General features: G+C 65.8%; 3 protein-coding genes. 2 read left to right on the top strand and 1 reads right to left on the bottom strand.

Annotation, left to right across the window (positions count from 1 at the left end):
* Positions 1 to 7 precede the first annotated feature (7 nt).
* Positions 8 to 19,870 (top strand): filamentous hemagglutinin N-terminal domain-containing protein, encoded by a 19,863-nt coding sequence (locus tag ACM9LZ_RS18995; protein ID WP_416621085.1) that lies wholly within the window; start codon positions 8 to 10, stop codon positions 19,868 to 19,870.
* Positions 19,871 to 19,974: 104 nt separating this feature from the next.
* The gene (locus tag ACM9LZ_RS18990) at positions 19,975 to 20,700 is read left to right on the top strand and encodes a SapC family protein (RefSeq protein WP_416621084.1); all 726 of its coding nucleotides are present in this window, start codon (positions 19,975 to 19,977) and stop codon (positions 20,698 to 20,700) included.
* Positions 20,701 to 20,861: 161 nt separating this feature from the next.
* On the opposite strand, the gene ACM9LZ_RS18985 is transcribed toward ACM9LZ_RS18990, so the two are convergent.
* The gene (locus ACM9LZ_RS18985; protein ID WP_416621083.1) at positions 20,862 to 22,982 is read right to left on the bottom strand and encodes a UPF0149 family protein; all 2,121 of its coding nucleotides are present in this window, start codon (positions 22,980 to 22,982) and stop codon (positions 20,862 to 20,864) included.
* Between the last annotated feature and the right edge of the window lie 175 nt (positions 22,983 to 23,157).

The following is a 23,157-nucleotide window of genomic DNA, read 5'->3' as shown; positions in this document are numbered from 1 at the left end:
TTTGATCATGGACAAGCGTCGCGGCACTCACTCCACCCCCTCCGTTTCGGTCGGCCTGCCCGGTTCCCGTCGGCAGCGGCACAATCTGCGGGACAATCTGATGGCATCGGCCGCCGCCCTGCTGGGCCCCGGCGGACGTGGCGGGCCGAAGGGCACCCGTCGCCAGCGCCGGGCCGGCGTGGCCGTGGCCGTGGGCGGCTTCGCCTATGCCCTGTCATCACTGTTCACCCAGGCGGCCTGGGCGAACCCGACGGGCGGCACCGTCGTGGCCGGCCAGGCCAGCATCGTGGCGGCCACGCCGCAGACGCTGAACATCATCCAGGGCACCGACAAGGCCATCATCAACTGGCAGGGCTTCTCCATCGCCGCCGGCGAGACGGTGAATTTCCTGCAGCCCGGGGCGCAGTCGGTCACGCTCAACCGTGTCGTCGGCAACGACCCCTCGGCCATTTTCGGCTCGATCACCGCCAATGGCACGGTGATGCTGGTCAATCCCAATGGTGTGGTGTTCGGCAAGGGCTCGCGCGTCGATGTCGGCGGGCTGGTCGCCACCACGGCCAACATCACCGACGCGGATTTCCTGGCCGGCAACTATGCCTTCAACCAGGCTTCCGCCAACCTGAATGCCGGCATCGTCAATGAAGGGCTGATCTCCATCAAGGATAGCGGCCTGGCCGCGCTGGTGGCGCCCTCGGTCCGCAATTCCGGTATCATCCAGGCCCGGCTGGGCAAGGTGGCGCTGGGCGGTGCCAAGCGCTTCACGCTGGATTTCCAGGGCGACGGGCTGCTCAGCTTCGATGCCGGTTCCATCGTTACCGATCTGCCGCAGGGTGCCGATGGCAAGGCCCAGGCGCTGGTCGTCAATTCCGGCCAGATCACGGCGGAGGGCGGCACCGTCGTGCTGTCGGCCCGTGCTGTCAAGGGTGTGATCGACAATGTCGTCAACACCGACGGCATCATCACGGCCACCAGCATTTCCGGCAGCAATGGCCGCATCGTCCTGTCGGGCGGTGATGGCAAGATCGCCGTGGCCGGCACCGTGGATGCCAGCGGGCGCCAGGACGGCCAGTCGGGCGGTACGGTGATCGTGGATGCCGCCGATATCGCCGTGGCGGCCGGCACCCGCATCGACGCTTCCGGTGACCTGGGCGGCGGCACCATCGCCGTCGGCAGTGCTGGCGACCGCGACGGTGCCTGGGCTGCCGGTCAGGTGACGGTCGGCGCCGGCGCCGTGCTGGCTGCCGATGCCGTCACGCGCGGCGATGGCGGCACCGTGACGGTCCTGTCCGACATGCGCACGGCGTTCGCCGGCTCCATCACGGCCAGGGGCGGGGCGGAAGGCGGCGATGGCGGCTTTGCCGAGGTGTCCAGCCGTGACCGCATCTCCCTGACCGGCGGGGTCGACCTGACGGCGGCGAAGGGCAAGACCGGCACCTTCCTGCTGGACCCGTCCACCCTTAAGATTGTGGCGGGCAGCACCGGCAGCCTGAACGGCAATGCCGGTGACGGCACGATTGCGGCCGGCGACGCGGATTCCGGCGACAATACGGTCGCCGCCGCCACGCTGGAGGCCATCAACGCCACCACCAACATCGTGCTGGAGGCCACCGGCCTGATCACGGTGGATACCAGTTTGGACCTGCAGACCGGCACCGGGAACAGCTTCACGCTGCGCTCCACGGCTGTCAATGGCGGCATCACCTTCACCAGCGCCACGCACGAGATCAAGACCGCCGGGGGCAGCATCACACTGGACGCCTCGCTGGCGGGTTCCAGCCTGACCAATATCGGCCGGCTGACCAGCAATGGCGGCAACATCACCCTGATCTCCGGCGACAGGGTCAGCCTTGCCGGTGCCATCGATGCCGGTGCCGGCGCTGTCAAGATCGACGCTTCGGCCGGTAATATCACAAACGTGGCCGGCAGCCCCGTCCTGACGGGCGGCAGCGTGTCCCTGTCGGCGCTGGGCGGCCATGTCGGTGCCTCGGGTGCCGCCATTTCCACCAGCACGGGCGTGCTGTCGGTCGCCACGGGCGGCAATATCCATGTCAGCAACGCCACAGCCCTGTCCGGCCTGTCCATCACGGCCAACCATGTGGCCAGCAGTGATGCGAACATCTACAGCATCAGCGCCACGGGCCTGGCCTTCACCGTCACCGACGGGGCGAATGGCCAGACGCTGACCAACATCTCCTCGCCCGGCAACCTGAATTTCAGCTTCACGTCCGACAAGGGACTGGCCATCGGCATCCTGAATGCCGGGTCCGGCGATGTGGCCCTGACCGCCAATGGCGGTGACATCACCAGCACGGGCGCCAGCCCGTTGATCACCGGCAACGCGCTGACCCTGGTCGCACGGGGAACGACGGGGACCAACGGTGCCATCGGCGCCACCGGCTCGCCGCTCTCCACCGCGGTCACCAGCCTGACCAGCACGTCGGGTTCCGGTATTATCAATATCGACAATACCGGCGCCCTCTCGCTGAACAGCGTCACCACCGGTTCCACCGTTCTGTCCACGATCAAGGCGACCGGCACGATCACCGTTGGCGCGATAACGAATCAGGCTTTCAGCCCGGGCAATTTCAGCCTGCAAAGCACCACCGGCTCCATCATCGACGATGGTGACAGCGCCACTCTGATCAGGAGCAGCGGCGGTCTGGTTCTGCAGGCGGGCGGCGCCATCGGTTCCCCCACCGACGCCATCACGGCCGTCGGTGCGACCAGCCTGCTGGCCAATGCCGGCAATGGCGGGGTATATTTCACGAACGCCGGGTCGTCGGACAGCGCCAACACCATATTCTCCGAAGTCAGAGCCAATAATGGCGACATCGTCCTGAAGGTGACCCGGGGCAGCGCCAATCTCCATGACATCGCCATAGCGTCAGGTGCCGGCAATATCGATGTCAGCGTTGCCAACAACCTGAGCTACGGCACCATCAATGCCGGTAGCGGCAACGTCACCCTGACAGTTGACGGCACCACCACCAGCCAAAGCGGCGGCACGGGCATCACGGGCGACAAGCTGAAGGTCGTCGCGACCAACGCCACCCATACGATGACCCTGCTGACCCAGGTCAATGAGATCGACGCGGTCAGCGCCTCATCGCTGACCTTGACGCAGACGGGTTCGGTGACGCTGAAGCGTCTGGCCTCTGCAACCATCAATGCTACCGTCGAAGGCGACGGGGCGGAAACCACCGTCGGCACCCTGGGTACGGCCACATTTTCGGGAACGGTTTCGCTGACCACATCGGGAAAGATCATTGCCGCGGCCGGCAACAAGGTGGGCGGTACGGGCGTCACGATCACTGCGGGCGGCGATGTCGGTGCCGATGCCGCACGCCTGGACACCCGGACGGGGGTGCTGAGTGTCACAAACACGGGCAGCTTCTTTATTGATAATGATTCGCACCTGACCAGGCTGACCATCAACAACAAGCATACGGGCTCCACCCCTAACAGCTTCGTGCTGACCGCGCTGAGCCAGACATTCGACGTTACCGACAATGGCACCACGGTGACGATCAGCGATATTTCCAACAGCTTCCTGACCAGCTTCAGCTTTACCAGCGACAAGAACCTGGTTCTGGGCCGGTTGCGCATAGCGGACTCGACAACCGGCAACGCCGCGCCTCCCTCGGCATCCATCACGACGACCGAAGGGTCGATCCTGGACGATGGCAACCGCAACACCTTCCTTTCGGCCAGTGTGCTCAAGCTGTCGGCGACGGAAGGTGTGGGGGCCAACGGGGCGGCGTTGGGTATCAGTACCCAAGACCTGGAAGTGACCACGGCCGGCGATCTGGTCATCGCCAATGAAAGCTATTTCAACCGGCTGGTGATCGCCAGCACCCACAAGGACGCCGACGCGGACTACATGTTCGGCATCACGGGTCAGAGCCTGGATGTGTCCCTGACCGACGGGCCGGACGGTTACCTCTTCACGCGACTGATCAGCAACGGCGGTTGGGATGAAAGTCGGGGCCTGAACATCTTCAGCTTCACCGGCGACCGCGACATCACCCTGGGCGAAGTGAATATCGGCAGTCTTGAGTTCAGCATGCCGTCCCCGATGGGGGGGGCGTCGACGAAGACCCTCAACACCGTCCTGTTCAAGTCCACCACGGGTGCCATCAAGGATGATGGCAGTGACAGCACCCGCGTCCTGGCGGGGGCTGTCAACCTGCAGGCAGCCAAGAGTGTCGGTGCGTCCGATGCTGGTATGGACATTGATATCGTGGCCCGCGCGATCGCCGTCTATGCCGGTACGGGCAGCGGGCTTGCGGACGGAGAGGCCGGCATCTACGTCACGGCCAGTTCGATTGTCAATCCGACCAACGCCGATAGTGCTCTCCTGGTCGGCAAAGGCGGCGCCTTCACCGATAATTTCCGTACCAGCAATGGCGATATCGTGCTGAGGCTGCTTGCGGGCGACATCGAGATTTCTTCCAGTACTGTCGGCACGACCAAGGGTGCGCTCACGATGGAGGCCCTTTCGGGCTCCATCCTCTCCTCCACGAGCAGCAACACCATCCGTTCCACCGGCAAGATGGAATTGAAGGCGTCGCAGAACATCGGCACCAGTGCCACTTTGCTCCAGGTGGATGCTGGCGAACTTGTTGCGGAAGCAACGGCCGGTATCATCAATGTCCGGGCCAACGCCTTCACTGGCGGCGACACGCTGACCCTGACCAAGGTGGTGGCCGGTGGCGACAGCCTCACGCTGAGCAGCAGCGGCGCGCTGGACCTGGGAGAGATCAAGGCCGGCGGCGGCACCGGGGCGATCAGTATCACCGCCAGCGGTGCCATCAACGATGACAGCGAAACCGATGCGCGGGTCGAAGGCGGTTCCATCAGCCTGCGGGCCAGCAGCAGCAACAGCATCGGCAGCAGCCGGCAGCTCAAGCTGAAGACCGGGAAACTCACGGTCGAGGGTAAGAGCACCATCGACATCGATAATGACCAGGCCCTTACCAGCCTGGATATCATCCGCGACAGCGGCAGCGGCAGCGTGTCGATCAGTGGCACTGGTCAGACGGTCAGCATCAGCGGTGCCGGCAGCCTTGCGACATTGACCAGCGCCACCGATCTGGATTTCTCGCTGACGGTCAAGGGTGGGACCGTCGGTCTGGGGGCGGCCAATGTGGGGGCCGGCAAGTTCGTGGTCGTCGGCGATGGCGCCATCACCAAGACCGGCGGGGGCAGTGACCGCATCGTCGCCGGATCGGTCAGCCTGACGGCCGGGACCAGTTCGTCCATCGGATCGTCCAGCAGCCCCATCCTGATCAGCAGTACCAAGCTGGACGTGTCGGCCGGCCGCGACATCTATGTTGGCAGCGATGTGGGACTGACCCATCTGACCATCGCCAGCACCAACAGCACGACCGCGAGCAACACGGCAAGCCTTTTCGGCATCACGGGCCCGGCAGGGGAAGTGGTTGCCCTGACGGATAACGGGACGACGCTGACCGTCGATGTGGTTGGCAGCGCCGGGCTGACTGATTTCGGCCTGAGCGCGAGCAAGAACATCGCCGTCAGCGAAATCGTCGTCTCCGGCGCGGTCACACTGAAGACGGAAGGCGGTGGGGCCAATTCCAGCCTGTCGCTTTCGGGCGGGGGTACGGTCATTGCCAGCAGCGTCACGTTGGTTGCCACCGGCACCGGCAGCGATGGCGGTGCCATCGGCTCCTCCAGCCGGGCCTTCAAGACCAGCGCGGCGTCGCTGAGCGTCACCAATAACGGCAATATCTATATCAACAACAGCAATACGGCCCTGACCACACTGGCGGTCACCAATACGCACAAGACCACGTCTCTCACAGACATCAATACCATCAGCTTCATCAATGTCGGCTCGGGGCGGAGTGTTACCGTCACCGAAGCGGGTGGCGTGACCACGGTGGGTGCCAATAGCGGCGCCGGCATCATGGATTTCAGCTACAGCGTCGATCGGGCGATCCGTGTCTCTTCGATCGATGCCGGGACGTCCACCACTGGCAAGGTGACTTTGAAGAGCACGGGGAGCGCCGGGTCCGGCGGCTCCACCGTTTACAGCTTCATCACTGGCAACAATCAAGACGGTACCATTACCGCTGGTGAGGTTTCGCTGACGGCCACGGGATCGAACACGGGCGGTATCGGCAACAACGATGCAATGTTCTTCGTGGATACGAAGAAACTTTACATCAAGTCTGGTGGCAGTGTCCGTTGGGACAACGCAACAACCCTGACCGATCTGACGCTGGATCTTTCTTTTGAGACGACCGGTTCGGTTAATAGCGGATCCTATACATATGAAGTGTATGGTAGCAATAACCCTTCGCTCAGTCTGAATGTTGCTGTTTTAAACAATAGTGTATCGGGCCTGAATATTCAGAATATCTCGCAGACCTCGTCCCCCCTCAATCTGACTGTTCTTTCAACCAAGCAGATCAATGTTTCGGGAATCAATGTCGGCACCGGAACGGTGAAGCTGCAGGCCGGCACGACGTCCGGTGATACCTTCAGCGGTGCCACCGTTAACGCCAGTCGGTCAACCAGTGTGATCACCGCTGGCCGCCTGGAAATCATGGCCAGCTCCGTTGGCAATTCACAGAGCGGACAATCGACGTTCTTCGGTACAGTCGGCACGTTGAAAATCAATGCTACGGGTGACGTGAATTACCAGAATGCGGGTGACCTTGTACTGGATGGTGTAAGCAATCGCACCACCTCCGACGGACGTTCAATCACATTGGCTGTCACCAACGGGAACCTGACCCAGGCCGTCGGTAGTACGGGGGGGCTGTTCACCAATGATCTGACATTGAAGGTCGAGAACGGCAGTATCGGCACTAGTGAAACATCGCTGCTGATCGAGGCGGAAAGCCTGACGCTGACAAGCGGCCTGAATGTCTATTTGAATAATCTGGCCGATCTGGACAAGTTCGATTGGACATTGAGGCATTCCAGTGCGATCAACCAATATAGCATTACCGGCGTGAACCTTACGGTGAACATGCCTGCCAGCCTTGCGTCGGGCAGCACCACGATCAATACGTTCACCGACACGTCGGGTCTTGATCTCAGCATCAGCACCGATACATCCCTGGTCGTGGGTAACATCGACGTCCAGAAGGGGCGGTCACTCAGCCTGACGACGACGGGCACCGCCAAGAGCATTTCCACGCTGGGTGGTGGGATGACCATGCGGGCCGGCAGGATCAACCTGACGGCAACCGGATCGGCCGGTACGAGTGCCAGTACGCTGAGGACCCATACCGAGGCGTTGTTCATCAACACCGTGGACGATGTTTATATCAATAACAGCGCTGCCGACCTGCAGACCCTGTCCATCAAGAACAGCCGGACATCGGGCGATGGCGCCGCCGCCTACAGCCTGCTGTCCGGTAATGCGACCATTTCGATCTCGGGCTCCAGCTCCTATGCGCTCGCCGTGACCGACACGACCGGCCTCGACTTCACCTTCGAAACCAAGATCTCGCAGATTGTCGGCATTGTCGACCTGACCAAGGCCGGGACTCTGACGCTTAAATCCGAAGCGTCGCTTTTCGGCGGCGCCAACAGCAGCCTCTCCCGCATCACGGCGGGTTCGCTGTCCCTGGATGCCATGCTTCTCGGGTCGACTGGCGCCAGGTTCTATATCGACGCCCCTGTGGTGACGCTGAAGGCGCAGGGTGACGTTTATGTCACGTCCAGCACCCATATCGACAAATTGTCGCTGACCAACTCCAGTTCTAGCAGCACCGCGGACCGCACGTTCGACATTGTCAGCGCGGGGCTGGATGGAACGGCGGGGACCGTGCAGGTCCAGGCGACCCACACCAATACCGGCGGCACAGTGTTCAGCCAGATCACCGACACATCCGGGATGGATTTCAGCTTTACCGGTGACCGTTTGGTCACTGTGGACAGTGTCGAAATCGGTGCTGCCAACAGACTGACACTGTCAGGCAATTCCGGTATTCAGGAACTTGACGATGCATCATACATCAAGGCGGGTGTCGTTCATTTGATCGCTTCCTCTGGTGCGGTTGGTCAGACGGCGGGCACCGGCGGCGGCTTGCTGGATATCACCACCGGCTATCTGAAGATTTCTGCCAACAACGGCGCCCTTGTCGACCTGAAGCAGAAGGCCAAGGTCGCGGGAATCACCGTGGCCGGCACCAGCGTTTTCCAGATCAGCAGCGGCGATCTGGATATCGGTTCGCCCGATGATACCGATGGAGGCTGGTCGTTGAACGGTGCCGCCGTGACGGTCAATGTGGTCAATGGCTCCATCCTGGGCGGTGGCTTCATTTCCGGTTCCGGCGACCTGACCCTGACGGCATCCGGTGCCATCGGTGCGGATGGCAAGGCATTGGGCATCAGTGCCGCCAGCAACGGCACGACGACCCTGACGGCGACGGCAGCCGGGGGCGGCATCTATCTCACTGAATCCCAAGCCCTGACCATCAGCAGCATGAATGCGGCCGGTGATGTGGTGGTGGCTGCCGGTAATGGTCAGCAGCAGAAGGACCTGACCATTGCCGGCGCCATCACGGCAACGGGCCACAAGGTGACGCTGACAGCCGCCAACGCGGCGATCAAGTCCGACACCAGTTCCGTTATCGACGCGGCCGAACTGGTGCTGACGGCGATGGGCGGCGCCAATGCCGGCGCCGGCGCCATCGGCGCCAGCACGAACGCCAATACCAGGGTCAAGACCACCGCCACGAAGCTGACCATCAATACCGGCGGCAACATCGTTGTGGGCAGCAACAGCGACCTGACCGACCTGACCATCGACCGCAAGACATCGCAGAACAACACGAGCAGCAGCGGTACATTGTCGGTCACCGCAACCAATCTGACCTTTACGGCCAGTGACAATGGCACAACCACGACCCTGACCAACATCTCCGACACGACGGGCCTCAACCTGACCATCTCGGCCAAGGGGAACATCGCGGTCGGCACCATCTCGGTCGGCAGCGGCAGCGTGGACCTGAACACGGCGGCCTTCACGACAACGAATGCCGCCACCAGCATCACGGCCATCAATGGCAGCAGCCTGATCACGGCCGGCAGCCTGTCGCTGGCCACCAACAGCTATACGGGTGCCGGCATCGGCACCAGCAGCCAGGCAGTGCTGACCAGCGTTTCCCGCCTCACGCTGAATACCGCTTCCGGTGGCGCCTATGTCTCCAATGCCGGCGCGCTGACCACGGGTGCATTGACCAGCAACGGTGCATTGTCCGTCAAGACCGGTTCGGGCGATCTCACTCTGGACGGGGCGGTAAGCTGGGGTTCCAGTGCCGCATTGACACTGGAGGCTGGTGGTCACCTGCGCTCCAACGGGATCGGCCTGACCGCCGGCGGCACCAGCGCCAGCATCAATCTGAAGGCCGGCAGCGGCATCGGCACCGCCAGTGACGTGTTCCGGATCACGGCATCTAACGCCGGTGGCACTGGTTCACTCGTCTCGGCCACGGTGACGGGTGATGGTTCGGCCTATCTCGCCTTCACCGGTGGTGTGAACGGCGGGCTCAGCACCTCCGTCAAGAATGGCAGCACGATCGTCACGGCCGGCGGGACGGTGGTGATCGGCACCATGACCATCACGGACGATGCCGCGGGCAATGATATCCGCGTCACGGCCAATGGCAGCATCACCATCGGCAGCACGGGGACGGCCGGCAGCGTCAGTACCGGCATGGGCGAGGGTCAGGTGGTGCTGACCGCGCTGTCCGGCGGGATTCAGCAGGGCAATAACGGCAGCAGCATCAGCGGCGGCACCGTCACGCTGAATGCGACCGCCGGTTACGGTTCCAGCAGCGCGGCCCTGGGCGTCAACAGCCGCGACCTGACGGCCGTATCGTCCACCGCCGGGCTCGGCACCTATCTGAAGGCCACGGGCACGGAACTGGGCCTGTCCAACATCGTCACCAATGGCGGCGTGATCAGTGTTACCGGTGCCAACACGGCCATTTCACTGGGCCGCCTCGTCTCCGGTGGCAGCGACATCAATGTCGAAGCCACGGGCATTTCCAACCTGCAGGTGGGCATCGTCGATGCCAGCGGCGGCGGTACCGGCAATGTGACCCTGTCCGCGGGTTCGGGCAGCATCACGGATGATGAACTGTCCAGCACCGGGATCACGGGCAACACCGTGACGCTGACGGCCGGCACCGGTATCGGGACCAGCACACATGCCGTCAATACGCATGCTGTCACCCTGCTGGGCGGCACCAGCGGCACCGGTTCTGTCCATCTCGCCGATGGCAACAGCGCGGGCGTCAGCCTGGGCAACAGCAGCACGGGCCTGACCGTCAATGACGGCTCGCTCACCGTGACGGCGGCGGGACCGCTGGCCGTGGTCAATGTCGTGCAATCGACCGATGGCGCGGGCAAGGACGTCACCCTGTCCACCACCAGCGGCGATGTCACCATCACCAAGCTGTATGCCGGCGCCAGCGTTTCCACCGGTGCCCCCAGCAGCAGCCAGGCCAGCGTCACGGCCGCCGGGGGCATCACCACCGTCGGCAACGATACCCATATCATCGCAGGCAAGCTGTCGCTGACCGCCAATGACGGAAATATCGGCGCGGTCACCAATATGGCCACCGGTGACGGCACGCCCGTGCTGGTGAAGGTGTCCAGCATCACGGGCCTGTCGGCGGCCAAGGCGGCGGCCGTCGTTTCCATCTCCAACAGCGGCACCGGCACGTCCACGCTGGGCAGCGGCGCGCTGACGCTGGGGACGGGGGCTTCGGCCTATATCAAGACGGCGGGCGATCTGTCGGTCGAAGGACTGTCGCTTTCCAGCGGCAACCTGCTGCTGGAAAGCGGCGGCACCCTGACGCTGCCATCCTCGGGCAGCTTCAGCACCACCGGCGCTGTGACGCTGAAGGGCACGACCGACATCGTGAGCAGCGGCGGCGGCCGCACCGTGTCGGTGACGGCCTCGGCGCTGACCTTCGTCAGCGGTTCGGCCGGCGGTGACACCACGCTGACCACCACGGTCGACACGCTGGATGCCAGCCTGACCGGCAACGACAAGAACCTGATCGTCACCAACACCGGCGAGGTTTCCTCCCTCACGCTGGCGGCGAATGGTGATGTCACCTTCACCAACAGTGTCGGCTTCACGGCTACCGACATATCGGCCACGGGTGCCAACCGCACCATCACCCTGACGGCGACGACCGGTGATCTGACGCTGGATACCATCAATGCCGGTGCCACGGGCACGCTGACATTGCTGGCGGCCACCGGCAGCGTCCTGTCGGCGGATGGCGGCGCCACCTTGACGGGCGAGACGCTGAATCTGACCACCTTCACGGGCGTGGGCTCGGCGGATGCGGCTTTCGATACCACCTTCACGAAAATCTCGGCCAATGTGACGGGTGTCGGCGGGATCTACCTGTCGGGCACCAGCTTCCAGCTTGGCGACCTGACCACCACCAATGGTGACATCGTCGTCACGACGACGGGCAACATCACCGACACCAACATGGTCAACGGTTTCTCGGCCGGGACCAGCGGCAATGTCACGCTGAAATCCACCGGCGGCTCGGTCACCCTGACCAAGGACTTCAACTCCACCGGCAGCGATGCGACCAAGGCCGGCCTGGCGATCGAAGCCAACAGCATCACCGTGGCCGCTGTCGGTACGGCCGGTGCGCAGGAGTATAAGGGCAATACGACGCTGACCGGCGACCTGACCGGCAAGTCCGTCACCATCACGGGCAATGCCACGCTGGGCGGCAGCAACAGCGCCGTCACCATCAACACCAGCCCGTTCAACGGCGATATCGGCATCAGCGGCACGATCACCGGTGGCGGCAAGGGCCTGACCCTGACGGCCGGCACCGGCACCGCCACGCTGGGGGGAGCCGCGACGGGCCTGGCCAGCCTGGCCGCCACGGCCGGCACCATCAGTGCGGCCGGTGCGAGCAGCACCGGCGCCCAGGCCTATACCGGTGCCACCACATTGTCGGGGACCTATGCCATCACCGGCACAGGCAATTTCGGCGTGACCGGGGCCCTGACCCTGGGCGGCGACACGACCATCGGGGCGGGCGCCAACCAGATCAACCTGTCCAGCACCGTCAATGGTGCATACGCGCTGGCGCTGAACGGCACGGGCGCCGTGACGGTCGGCGGGGCGGTCGGCGGCACGACGGCGCTGGCCAGCCTGACCACGGATACCGGCGGCACCGGCTCCTTCAAGTCGGTGCGGACAACGGGCACGCAATCCTATGGCAGCGGCGTTACCCTGGACGGCACCTATGCGACCACCAACAGCGCCGTCACCTTCTCCGGTGCCGTGACGCTGGGCGGGAACACCACGGTCAGCACCGGCAGCGGCAATGCCACCTTCTCCGGCGCGGTCGACGGGGCCCGTACCCTGACGGTCAACAGCACCGGGGCCACCAGCTTTGCCGCGGCGGTCGGCGGCACCACGGCGCTCAGCAGCCTGACCACCGATGCCGGCGGCACGGTGTCCCTGCAGGCTGTCACCACGACCCTGTCGCAATCCTATGGCGAAAACGCCACGCTGAACGGCAACCTGACCACCACGGCCAATGGCGCCGTCACCCTGGCCGGCGCGGTCCAGCTTGGCGGAGCCACGACGATTGCCACCGGCAGCGGTGCCATCCAGGTGACGGGCACCATCGACGGGGCGCACGCCCTGACCCTGAACAGCGCTGGCACCACGGCCCTCAGCGGCGCCGTGGGTGGCACGACGGCGCTGGCCAGCCTGACGACCAATGCCGGCGGCACGCTCACCCTGAAGTCGGTATCGACGACGGGTGCGCAGACCTATGGTGAGACCAGCGTCACGCTGGACGGTATCTATACGGTCGGAACCGTGGATTTCACGGCAAGCAACAACTTCATCCTGGCCGGCGACACCACGATCAACGCCGGCGCCAATGCCATCAACCTGACGGGCACCATCAACGGTGCCCATGCCCTGGCGCTGAACAGCACGGGGGCGACGACGCTGACCGGCGCCGTGGGCGGCACGACGGCGCTGGCCAGCCTGACGACCAATGCCGGCGGCACCAGCAGCCTGCGGTCGGTCACGACGGCCGGTGGCCAGACCTATAATGACGCGGTCACACTGAATGGCACCTACACCACGGGCAATGGCGACTTCCTGACCGCACAGGCCCTGACACTGGGCGGCAATGTCACGGTCAGTGCGGGCACCGGTGGCGTCACCTTCCAGGGGACCGTCGACGGCACCCACGCCCTGACCGTCAACAGCCAGGGGGCGACGTTGTTCAGCGGTGTCGTGGGTGGCACGACGGCGCTGGCCAGCCTGATCACCGATGCCGGCGGCACGACGACGCTGGGCAATGTCACCACCAACGGTGTCATCACCATCGGTGATGCCGCCACCATCGGCGGCACCTATACGTCCAACAACAATTGGACGATCAGCTTCGCCGGGCCGGTCACCCTGACGGCCGATACCACGGTTGCGGCCGGCAGCGGCGCCATCACCTTTGGCGGCACAATCGACGGGGCGCATGCCCTGGTGCTGAACAGCACGGGCGTGACGACGCTGTCCGGTGTGGCCGGCGGCACGACGGCGCTGACCAGCATCACCACCAATGCCGGGGGCAGCGCCATCCTGACGGGTGTGATCACGACGGGTGAACAGACCTACAATGACGATGTGACGCTGAGCGGGCTGTTCCAGACCAGCGACGCGACCTTCGACGCCAAGGGTAATGTGACCCTGGCCGGGGCCACGACAGTGGAAACCGGAACCGCCGGCCTGGAATTCGCCGGCACGGTGAACGGCGGCCATGCGCTGACCATCACCACCAGCGGTGACACGAAGTTCAACGCGGTCGTCGGCGGCACGACGGCGCTGGCCAGCCTGACCACCACCGGTTCGGGCAATGTCACGGCGATATCCGTCTATACCAGCGGCGACCAGACCTATGCCGGCAACGCCACCCTGAACGGCACCTACAGCCTGGCCGGTGGCGCGTTCCTGACCAGCGGCGGGCTGACCCTGGCGGGCGATGTCACCATTACGGGTGGCAACGTGACGTTCAGCAGCAATGTCGATGGCGCCCATGCCCTGACCATCAGCAGCACCGGTGCCACGACGGCCAATGCCGCGATCGGCGAGGGTACGGCGCTGGCCAGCCTGACGACCAGCGGTGGGGCGATCAACCTCCAGTCGGTCACCACGACCGGAGCGCAGTCCCTGGGCGGCTCCGGCGGGTCGCTGAACGGCACCTACGGCGCCGGCAGCTTCACGCTGACCAGTGCGGTGTCGCTGGCGGGCAACACGACCGTTTCGGCCGGGTCCATCACCATCAGCGCCACGATCGATGGCGGCAGCGACCTGACGCTGAACAGCAGCGGCGCCACCAATGTCAGCGCGGCTCTGGGGGGCTCGCAGGCTCTTGGCAGCCTGACCACCGACAGTGGCGGCACCAGCAGCTTCGTCGGCGTCAGCACCAGCGGGGCCCAGACCTTCAACGACGCGGTCACGCTGTCCGGCAGCTTTGCCGCCGGCGGGCTGGTGGCCAATGCGGGGGCGACGCTGGCTGGTGCCACCACCATCGACAGCGGCGCGACGTTCAATGGTGGCATCGGCGGCGGCTTCGACCTGACGGTCAATGCCGGTTCCAGCGATGTGAGCTTCAACGGCGCGGTGAACGGGCTCGGGGCGCTGGCGGTCAATTCCGGCGGGTTGACGAAATTCTCCTCCGCGGGGGTCAGCGCCTTCTCCATCGTGACGGATGGTGCCGGCTCGCTTGATCTTGGCGGCGCCACCACGGTCACCACCACGGGCGCGCAAAGCTATGGCGAGGTGCTGAACCTTACCGGCGACACGGTGCTGACGGCCAGTGCGGTCACCCTGTCGCAGGGGGCGCAGGGTTCCCATGCGCTGACGGTCAACAGCGACCTGACGCTGGGCGCCGGGGCCAGCATCAACAGCCTGACGGTCAGTGGCCTGACCAGCATCAACGGCGGCGTCAACACCTCCGGCAAGCAGGATTACAAGGGCGGCGCCCTGATCACGGGTGATCTGGAACTGAATGCTGGCGGCGGCGTCGATTTCGGCGGTTCGGTCGATGGTGACGGTGCGCTGACCGTCAACAGCGCCGATACCACGCGCTTCGGCGGCACGGTGCGGCTGGGGTCGCTGACGACCGATGCCGGCGGCACCGTGGTGTTGAGCGGCGCGGTCACCACCAGCGGCGCCCAGACCTATGGCGAGCAGCTCCGGATCGACGATGAGACCGTGCTGACGGGTTCCACCGTCACCCTGTCCGCCGGGGCGGAGGGCAGTTCCAGCCTGACCATCAACGGCGATGCCGACATTGCCGGCGATGTCGGTGCCCAGACGGCGCTGGCATCGCTCTCGGTGAGCGGCGGCACGCGGCTGGGCGGTGGCACGGTGCGGACCAGCGGCGACCAGCAATATGGCGGTCTGCTGACCCTGTCCGGCGACACGACCCTGTCCGGCACCAGCGTCACGCTGGGCGACGGCGCCACGGGCGGCGGCTTGACCATCCAGGGCAATGCGGTGCTGCAGGGCGGCCAGGGTGTGACCCTGGACAGCCTGTCCGTCACTGGTGCCACGCTGCTGGATGGCGGCACCATGGCTACGACCGGGTCGCAGACCTATGGCGGGGCCGTGACCTTGACGGGCGACCAGATCCTGACGACCAGCAGCGGCCATATCGATTTCGGCGGCACCATCGATGGCGCGGCCGATCTCACCATCAATGCCGGCGCCTCCGATGTCATCTTCACCGGGGCGGTCGGCAGCACGACGCGGTTGGGCACGCTGACCATCAACAGCGCGGGGCTGACCAGCTTCGCGGCGGCCGGCATGAACATGACGTCCGTGGTCACCGATGCGGCGGGCACGCTGAACCTTAATGGCGGCGCCATCACGACCGTCGGCGCCCAGTCCTATGGCGAGGCGGTGACGCTGACCATCGATACCGTCCTGACCGGTTCCAGCGTCACGCTGGGGCAGGGGGCCACGGGTGGTCGTGTGCTGACCATCAATGGTGATGCGGATCTGGCAGGCAGCATCGATGTCGCCGCCCTGGCGATCAGCGGCAACACGCTGCTGCGCAGCGGGGCGGTGAAGACAAGCGGCACCCAGACCTATGGCGGTGGCCTGACCCTGGCCAGCGACACGGTGCTGGAGGGCGCGCTGATCACGGTTGATCAGGGGGTCGATGGTGCCTTCGCGCTGACTATCCGGGGCAATGCCGCCTTCGGCGGCGCGCCGGGTGCCGGCACTCCGCTGGCAAGCCTCGATATTGCGGGTGACACGCTGCTGAATGGCGGCAGCATCACCACCAGCGGCGCGCAAAGCTTCACCGGCACGGTCACGCTGGGCGGCGACGCCACGCTGACCGGCGGGTCGGTCGATTTCCAGGGTGCGGTCGAAGGACCGGCGGGCCTGACCGTCAACAGCCCCGGCCTGACCCGGTTCGGCGGCACCATCAATGTCGGGTCCCTGACCACGGATGGGGCCGGCAGCCTCTCGCTCGCCAGCAGCGCCATCACGACCACCGGCGCCCAGAATTACGGCGAGCGTCTGACCCTGGTCGCCGACACGGTCCTGACGGGCAGCTCGGTGACCCTGAACCAGGGGGCTGACGGTGCCTTTGCGCTGACCATCCGGGGCGATGCCGGGTTCGGCGGCGCGCTGGGTGCCGAACAGGCCCTGACCCGCGTGGATGTCAGCGGGGGGACCGTCCTGTCCGGCGGCAGCATCACCACCAGCGGCAGCCAGGCCTATGGCGGGGCTGTGACATTGAACGGCTCCACCGTCCTGACCGGCGGCTCGGTCGATTTCCAGGGCGCGGTCACCGGCCCCGCCGGCCTGACGGTCAACAGCGACGGGCTGACCCGCTTCGGTGGTACGGTCACGCTGGGCTCGCTGACCACCGATGCCGGTGGCAGCCTGTCCATGGCCGCCAACAGCGTCACCACCACCGGGGCCCAGAATTACGGGGAGCGTCTGCTCCTGACGGCGGATACCGTCCTGACCGGCTCCAGCGTGACGCTGGCCCAGGGGGCGGAAGGCGATCATGGCCTGTCCGTGGAGGGTGATGCCGTGTTCGGCGGCACCGTTTCCCTGGGTTCCGTCGCTGTCAGCGGCACGGCCGACCTGAATGGCGGCGCGGTGACCACAACGGGTGACCAATCCTATGGCGCCGCCCGTCTGGGCTCTGCCGCCGTCCTGGCGGCGGGGGGCGATGTCCTGTTCGCCGGCACGGTCACCGGGGCCCATGCCCTGACGGTCGATGCGGCCGGCCTGACCCGCTTCGGCGGGGCGGTCGATCTGGCATCGCTGGCCACGGATGCGGCGGGCTCGCTGCTGCTGGGCGGTTCCGTCACGACGACGGGCGCGCAGACCTATGGCGAGCGGGCGCTGATCGGCGGCAATATCGTCCTGACCGGCAGCACCATCACCCTGTCGCAGGGCGCGGATGGCAGCGATGCCGCCGCGGCCGCACCGGCGGGTGCCCTGGCGGCGCCCGGCCGCTATGCCCTTGTCGTCACCGGCGATCTGGTCACTGGCGGCGCTGTCGGCGGCGTGACCGCGCTGGAAAGCCTTGCTGTGTCGGGCAGCACCGTGCTGGGCGGCGATGTCACCACGACGGGCGACCAGACCTATGGTGGCGCGCTGACCCTGGCCGGCGACACGCGACTGACCGGTGGGTTGGTCACCATCAACGGTGCCGGCAGCGGCCATGGCCTGACCATCGCCGGCGATGCGGCCATCAATGGCATCGTGTCGCTGGCCGGTCTGAATGTCAGCGGCACCACGCTGCTGAACAGCGACGTTGCGACCCTTGGCGGGCAGACCTATGCCGGTCTGGTCACCCTGGGCCGTGATGCGGTGCTGACGGGCAGCCTGGTCAGCCTGAATGGTGCCGATGGTGCCCATGCCCTTGCCATCACGGGTGATGCCGTGATCGCCGGGGCGGTCGGTGCCGGCACGGCGCTGGCGGGCCTGTCGGTCGGCGGCACCACACTGTTGTCGGCCAATGTAACCAGCACCGGGGCCCAGACCTATGCCGGTGCCGTCACGCTGGGTGACGACGTGGCCCTGTCGGGCGGCACTGTCGCCTTCAACGGCACCATCGACGGGGCGCATGCCCTGTCCGTCACCGGTCCGGTCGGCTTTGCCGGCGTGGTCGGCGGGCAGCAGGCGCTGTCCGGTCTCGTCGTGCGGGGGGCTGCCCGCGTCGATGGCGGTGCCATCGACACCACGGGCACCCAGCATTGGGAAGGGGCGGTGACGCTGGGCCGGGACACCCGGTTCGGTACGGCCGGCGGTGACGCCCTGTTCGATGGCACGATCGATGGTGCCTTTGCCCTGTCGATCGACAGCAGCGGCCTGACCCGCCTTGGCGGGGCGGTGTCCGTTGCCAGCATCGTGACCGATGCCGCCGGCTCGCTCACGCTGACGGGGGGCAGCATCACCACCAGCGGCAACCAGACCTTCGGCGAGCGCGCCGTGCTGGGGTCCGACATGCTGCTGACCGGCGGTCTCGTCACGCTTGCCGGCGGGGTGGACGGTGCGCATGCCCTGTCCATCACGGGTGACGGCGTGATCAACGGTGCCGTCGGTGGCACGGCCGCCCTGACCTCGTTCAGTGTCGGCGGCCGCACGCAACTGAATGGTTCCGTCGCCACCACCGGGGCGCAATCCTATACCGGGCCGGTCACCCTGCTCGCCAATGCCGGTCTCACCAGCAGCGGCGGGTCCATGACCTTCGGCGGCACGGTGGACAGCAATGGCGGCGCCAGCCTGACGATCACCGCCGGTGGCGCGGTTGCCTTCAATGGTGCTGTCAACACCGGCGCGCTGGCGGTCACGGGGCAGGACACCACCTTCGGCGGTACGGTCACCACCGGAAATCTGGTGGTGACCGGGCACAATGTGACCTTCAGCGGTGCCATCACCGCCGCGGACATGACGGTCACGGGCCGCGACATGACCTTCAACGGGGCGGTCACCAGCAGCGGCCGCATCAGCCTCACCAGCAACAATGCCAGCGGCACGATCACATTCGCCGGATCGGCGCATGTGCAGGCGGCTAGCGGCTTCACGCAGGCCGGTGGCGCCCGCGTGCTGCTGCCGACCACGGTAACGGTGACGCTGGGCGACATTACGCTGGAGGCACCGGCCGAACTGCCGGCCGGTGCCGCATCGATCAGCACCAGCGGCAACATCACGATGGCAGGCCTGGTTGGTCCCGGCACCAACCTGACGCTGTCGGCGGGAACCGGTGCCCTGAAGATCGGCGTCAGCGGGGGTGCGGCGGCGCAGACCCTGCAGGTCCTGACGCTGACCGTTCCCACGGCGGGGTCGGCCAGCATGTTCGGCACCATCGGCACCAACGCAGGTGCCGCGGCGGCCAAGGCGGTGGACAGCTCCTATCGCGGGGCGCCCTACTTCCTGAACAATGTCGCCTGGGGTCCGGTGGAGGATGTGACGCAGGTCGTGTCCACCATCGTGCCGCGCAATCCGGTGCCCAGCACGCCGACCGTCGCGTCGCTGTTCACGGGCACCGTGACCAGCAGCGGTGTGACCCCGAACGCGCTGTCCGCCTATCAGGCTCCGCAGGTCCTGACCAATGTCGGCTTGCTGGAGACCGGCGGGTCGGTGTCGGTCCTGCAAACCTCACCGGCTGCCGGTGCGGCGGGTGGCGTCGGCAGTGGTGCGGCGGGCAGCAGCAGCCCGTCGGTCCTGGCTGCGCCGGATGGGACGGCCCCCGCCGGGGCCGGCAGCCAGCCCTCGTCCGAAGCCACGTCCGATGGCCAGGGCACTGCAAATAGCGAGGAGGAAGAGGGGCGTCCCCGCAATTGATCGGTTTTCCTTGAAATCGCCCCGATACCTTGTGCGAAACTGGCCGGGCCCGGCCCATTTTCTTGCCGGCCCGGCATTCACACCATCTCAGAAAGTCCCGGAAGATGAGCGAGCCCACCCTTCCCGTCCTGTACAAGACGCCCCGCCCCGTTCTGGCGGGCCGTGATGCCGATACGTCCCTGGTCAGCAGCAATGATTTCAGCTTCGCCGCTCAGACCAATTCCGTGCCGGTGATCGGCACGGAGTTCACGCTGGCCTGCAAGCATTTCCCCATCCTGTTCACCGAAGGGGAGGCCGCCCAGCCTGTGGTGCTGCTGGGTCTCCGGGATGGAGAGAACCTGTTTGTGGGGGCTGATGGTCAGTGGGAGCAGGATTTCTATGTCCCGGCCTATATCCGTCGCTATCCCTTCATCTTCCTGGAGGACAAGGACCGGGGCGAGTTCGTTCTGTGCCTGGATGAGGCGAGCCCGGCCATCGTCAAGGATGACAGCAATCCGCTGTTCAAGGATGGCAAGCCGACGGAACTGGCTCAGCGCGCCCTGGATTTCTGCCAGCAGTTCCAGGCCCAGCACGCCGCCACGGTTGAATTTGCCAAGGCCCTGGCCGAGCATGATCTTCTGGTCGACAATCGTGCCGACATCACGCTGGTGAATGGCGGCAAGTTGAGCCTGAACGGCTTCAAGGTGATCGACGAGGCCAAGTTCAATGCCCTGCCGGCCGAGGAATTCCTGCGCTGGCGCGAGCGCGGCTGGCTGCACCTGGTCTATTGCCACTTCATCTCGTTCAGCAACTGGGCCGGTCTGATCGATCGCGTGGCCAAGCGCGCGTAAATGGCATAACCGGTTATCGGCCTGCCGTCCCGCCGGGGTGATGGGCTGGCCCGGACGGTGCGGGGATCACCGCCAGAACAAAGGGCCGGGGATGCGGATGCATCCCCGGCCCTTTTCCCGTGAGCGTTCCACCGGCGGCAGTGTCGCTGGTGCTACCGGTGCTATCCCATACTGCGCACGAAGCGGGCGTTGATCCACCGGGCGAGGATTTCCACCTCGCCGGGTTGGAACCCGCTCTGGGCGGCGGCGCTGACCGTGCGGCCCATCGCCTTGTCGTCCGGCGCCAGCGATTTGCCCGACCAGGCCGATTTGAAGCTGGCCTGGGCCGCGGTAAAGCCGGCCGCCCATTCGCGCTGCGCCTGTCCCGTCCGTACCGACAAAGCCTTTTCCATTCTGGTGCCGTCATCGGCCAGTTCCGCGCTCATGTTGAAGCGCAGAAGGATGATGTCCAGGAAGCGCTGGAGACTGGCCGGGTCCAGGACGTTGACCACCTTCTCCATTATCGGGGCGATCCAGCGGTTCGGTGGCACGCCCTTCGGTGCGATCACGATGCCCACGAGATACCCGTCGATCCAGTCACCGGAAACGCCTTTCCCCTTCAGCAGTCGCGAAAGCTCCCCCTCGCGTTCCGGCTTTGGGTCCGACATATCCATGTTGGCGGACGTCAGCGGGTCTTCGTCGATATCGCCGTCGTCCGGACCGTCATGCAGCCAGGCCTGCACCGTCTGCTCATGTATATAGGACATTACGGGAATGTCCTTCAGCTTCTGGCCACCCTGCAGGGCCAGCGCCGTGGCGGTGAAGCTGTTGGCGTCCGGATGGCCCGCCGCATCCAGCACCATGGCGGCCTGCGCGATGATCCGCGTCCACCAGACGCGCCGCAATTCCAGCCATTTCCAGAGCGCGCTGTTCCTGGCCCGCGCGGTCTTGGCGCCCTCCAGCGCCGCATGCGCCTCGTCATTCTCCTCGAACCAGCTCTGGGCGATTGGATGGCGTTGCCACCATTGACCGCTGGCGCTGACCAGTTGGTCGCGCAGGGCCGCCGGCAGGGTGGGGATGGTGGCAGCCGGACCCAGGGCCGCGATCATGGCCTCTGTTTCCAGCGGCTCGGGGCGCAGGTTTGTCAGGCCGCAGAGGGCCGCCACCTCGATCAGGCCGGGGGCGGGGGGAAGGTTCCGGGCAAGCCCGTCCGCCAGCGCCTGCGACAATAGTCGCGCCAGCACGGGCGGGGGAATATCCTGGGCGCCCGTATCCTCTGCCATCTGCCGGGTCATGCGCTTCTGTTCGCTGGCCGAGGTGCAGGGAAGGACGAAGGCGTCCTTGATCCCGAAGCCCTGCTTCAGCAGCACCATGCCCATCTTGCGTTCCCGGCCGAGCTGCAGCGCCACGGCGATGCTTTGGGCGCCGCCGCCATCGGGCAGGGTTGCCTGAATGCGGTGGCATGTCCAGGTGGCCGGGGTGGCGGCGGGGGTGGCGATACCGGCCCGCATGGCGTCGCGCAGCAGCCGGTCGACGGCGGCCCGCGCCGCATCCTCCGGCATCCAGCTCCGCAGGATCACCAGCGTGGGCATGATGTCGCCGGGCAACTCGCCGCGGGCCAGACGGGCCGCCAGCCCTTCCGCGGCGTCGAGGCGCAGGTCCGCCGCTGCGTCGAGCAGCCAGAAGCAGGCCAGCCGCAGATTGATGGCACCCGGGCGTGTCAGGATATAGGCGACCAGATGTTCCCGCATCCCCGGCGGCATGGCGGGAAAGCTTTCCTGCAGCGCGGCGTGCAGTTCCCCGACATCACCGTCGGCCTGTTCGATCAGGCTGTCGAACAGGCTGCCGACAATGGCATCGCCGTCCTGCCCCAGCGATGCCTGCGACAGGAGTTCCGCCATCTCTTCATCCGTGTCATTGATCGCCAGCACGTCCGGGGCCGGCAATCCGTTGCGGGCCCAGAGACCGGCCAGCATGAGCCGGTGCGTCGACCCCAACCGGCCCTGGCCGTCGGCCAGGATGATCGCGTCGTCCACGGCCCGCAGGAAATCCCGGCCGCGCTTCAGTCCCCCTTCCTGGGCCATCCGCGCGTTTTCCAGCGCATGGTCGAGAAGGTCGCCCAGATCCTGCATGGCTGGCGCGTCCTGCGGCGCCGCGCAGAAACGGGCCACGAGCTGCCCGCCCAGCGCCGGACGGCGCAGCAGGGCGGCGCCGATGGCGGTCAGCGCCTCGTGCCGCTGGGTCGGATCGGCCGACAGGCCGGCAAGTTCCACCAGGGCGGTATCAATGAAGTCGTTTGCCAATCCGGCCCCCTTCCGGCTGTGCCGTCCATCGTATCCAGGGCCGCAGGTCGCTGGCCCCAGGCTGGTGAGAATGACTGTTACTGGTATAGGCGGGGTGGGGGGCGCCAGCAATCCCGGATCAGGGGGAGGGTCCCTGGACAATAAATACTGACTGACACATCAGTCAGTATTGACG

Origin of the sequence: Niveispirillum fermenti, from assembly GCF_048066175.1 — a bacterium.
GTDB classification, from domain to species: Bacteria; Pseudomonadota; Alphaproteobacteria; order Azospirillales; family Azospirillaceae; genus Niveispirillum; species Niveispirillum fermenti.
This window is presented reverse-complemented; position numbering and strand designations above follow the sequence as displayed.

Bases quoted from the DNA above. Each gene is read 5' to 3' on its own strand.
- ACM9LZ_RS18995 (WP_416621085.1), top strand. From the start codon at position 8: ATGGACAAGCGTCGCGGCACTCACTCCACCCCCTCCGTTTCGGTCGGC.
- ACM9LZ_RS18990 (WP_416621084.1), top strand. From the start codon at position 19,975: ATGAGCGAGCCCACCCTTCCCGTCCTGTACAAGACGCCCCGCCCCGTT.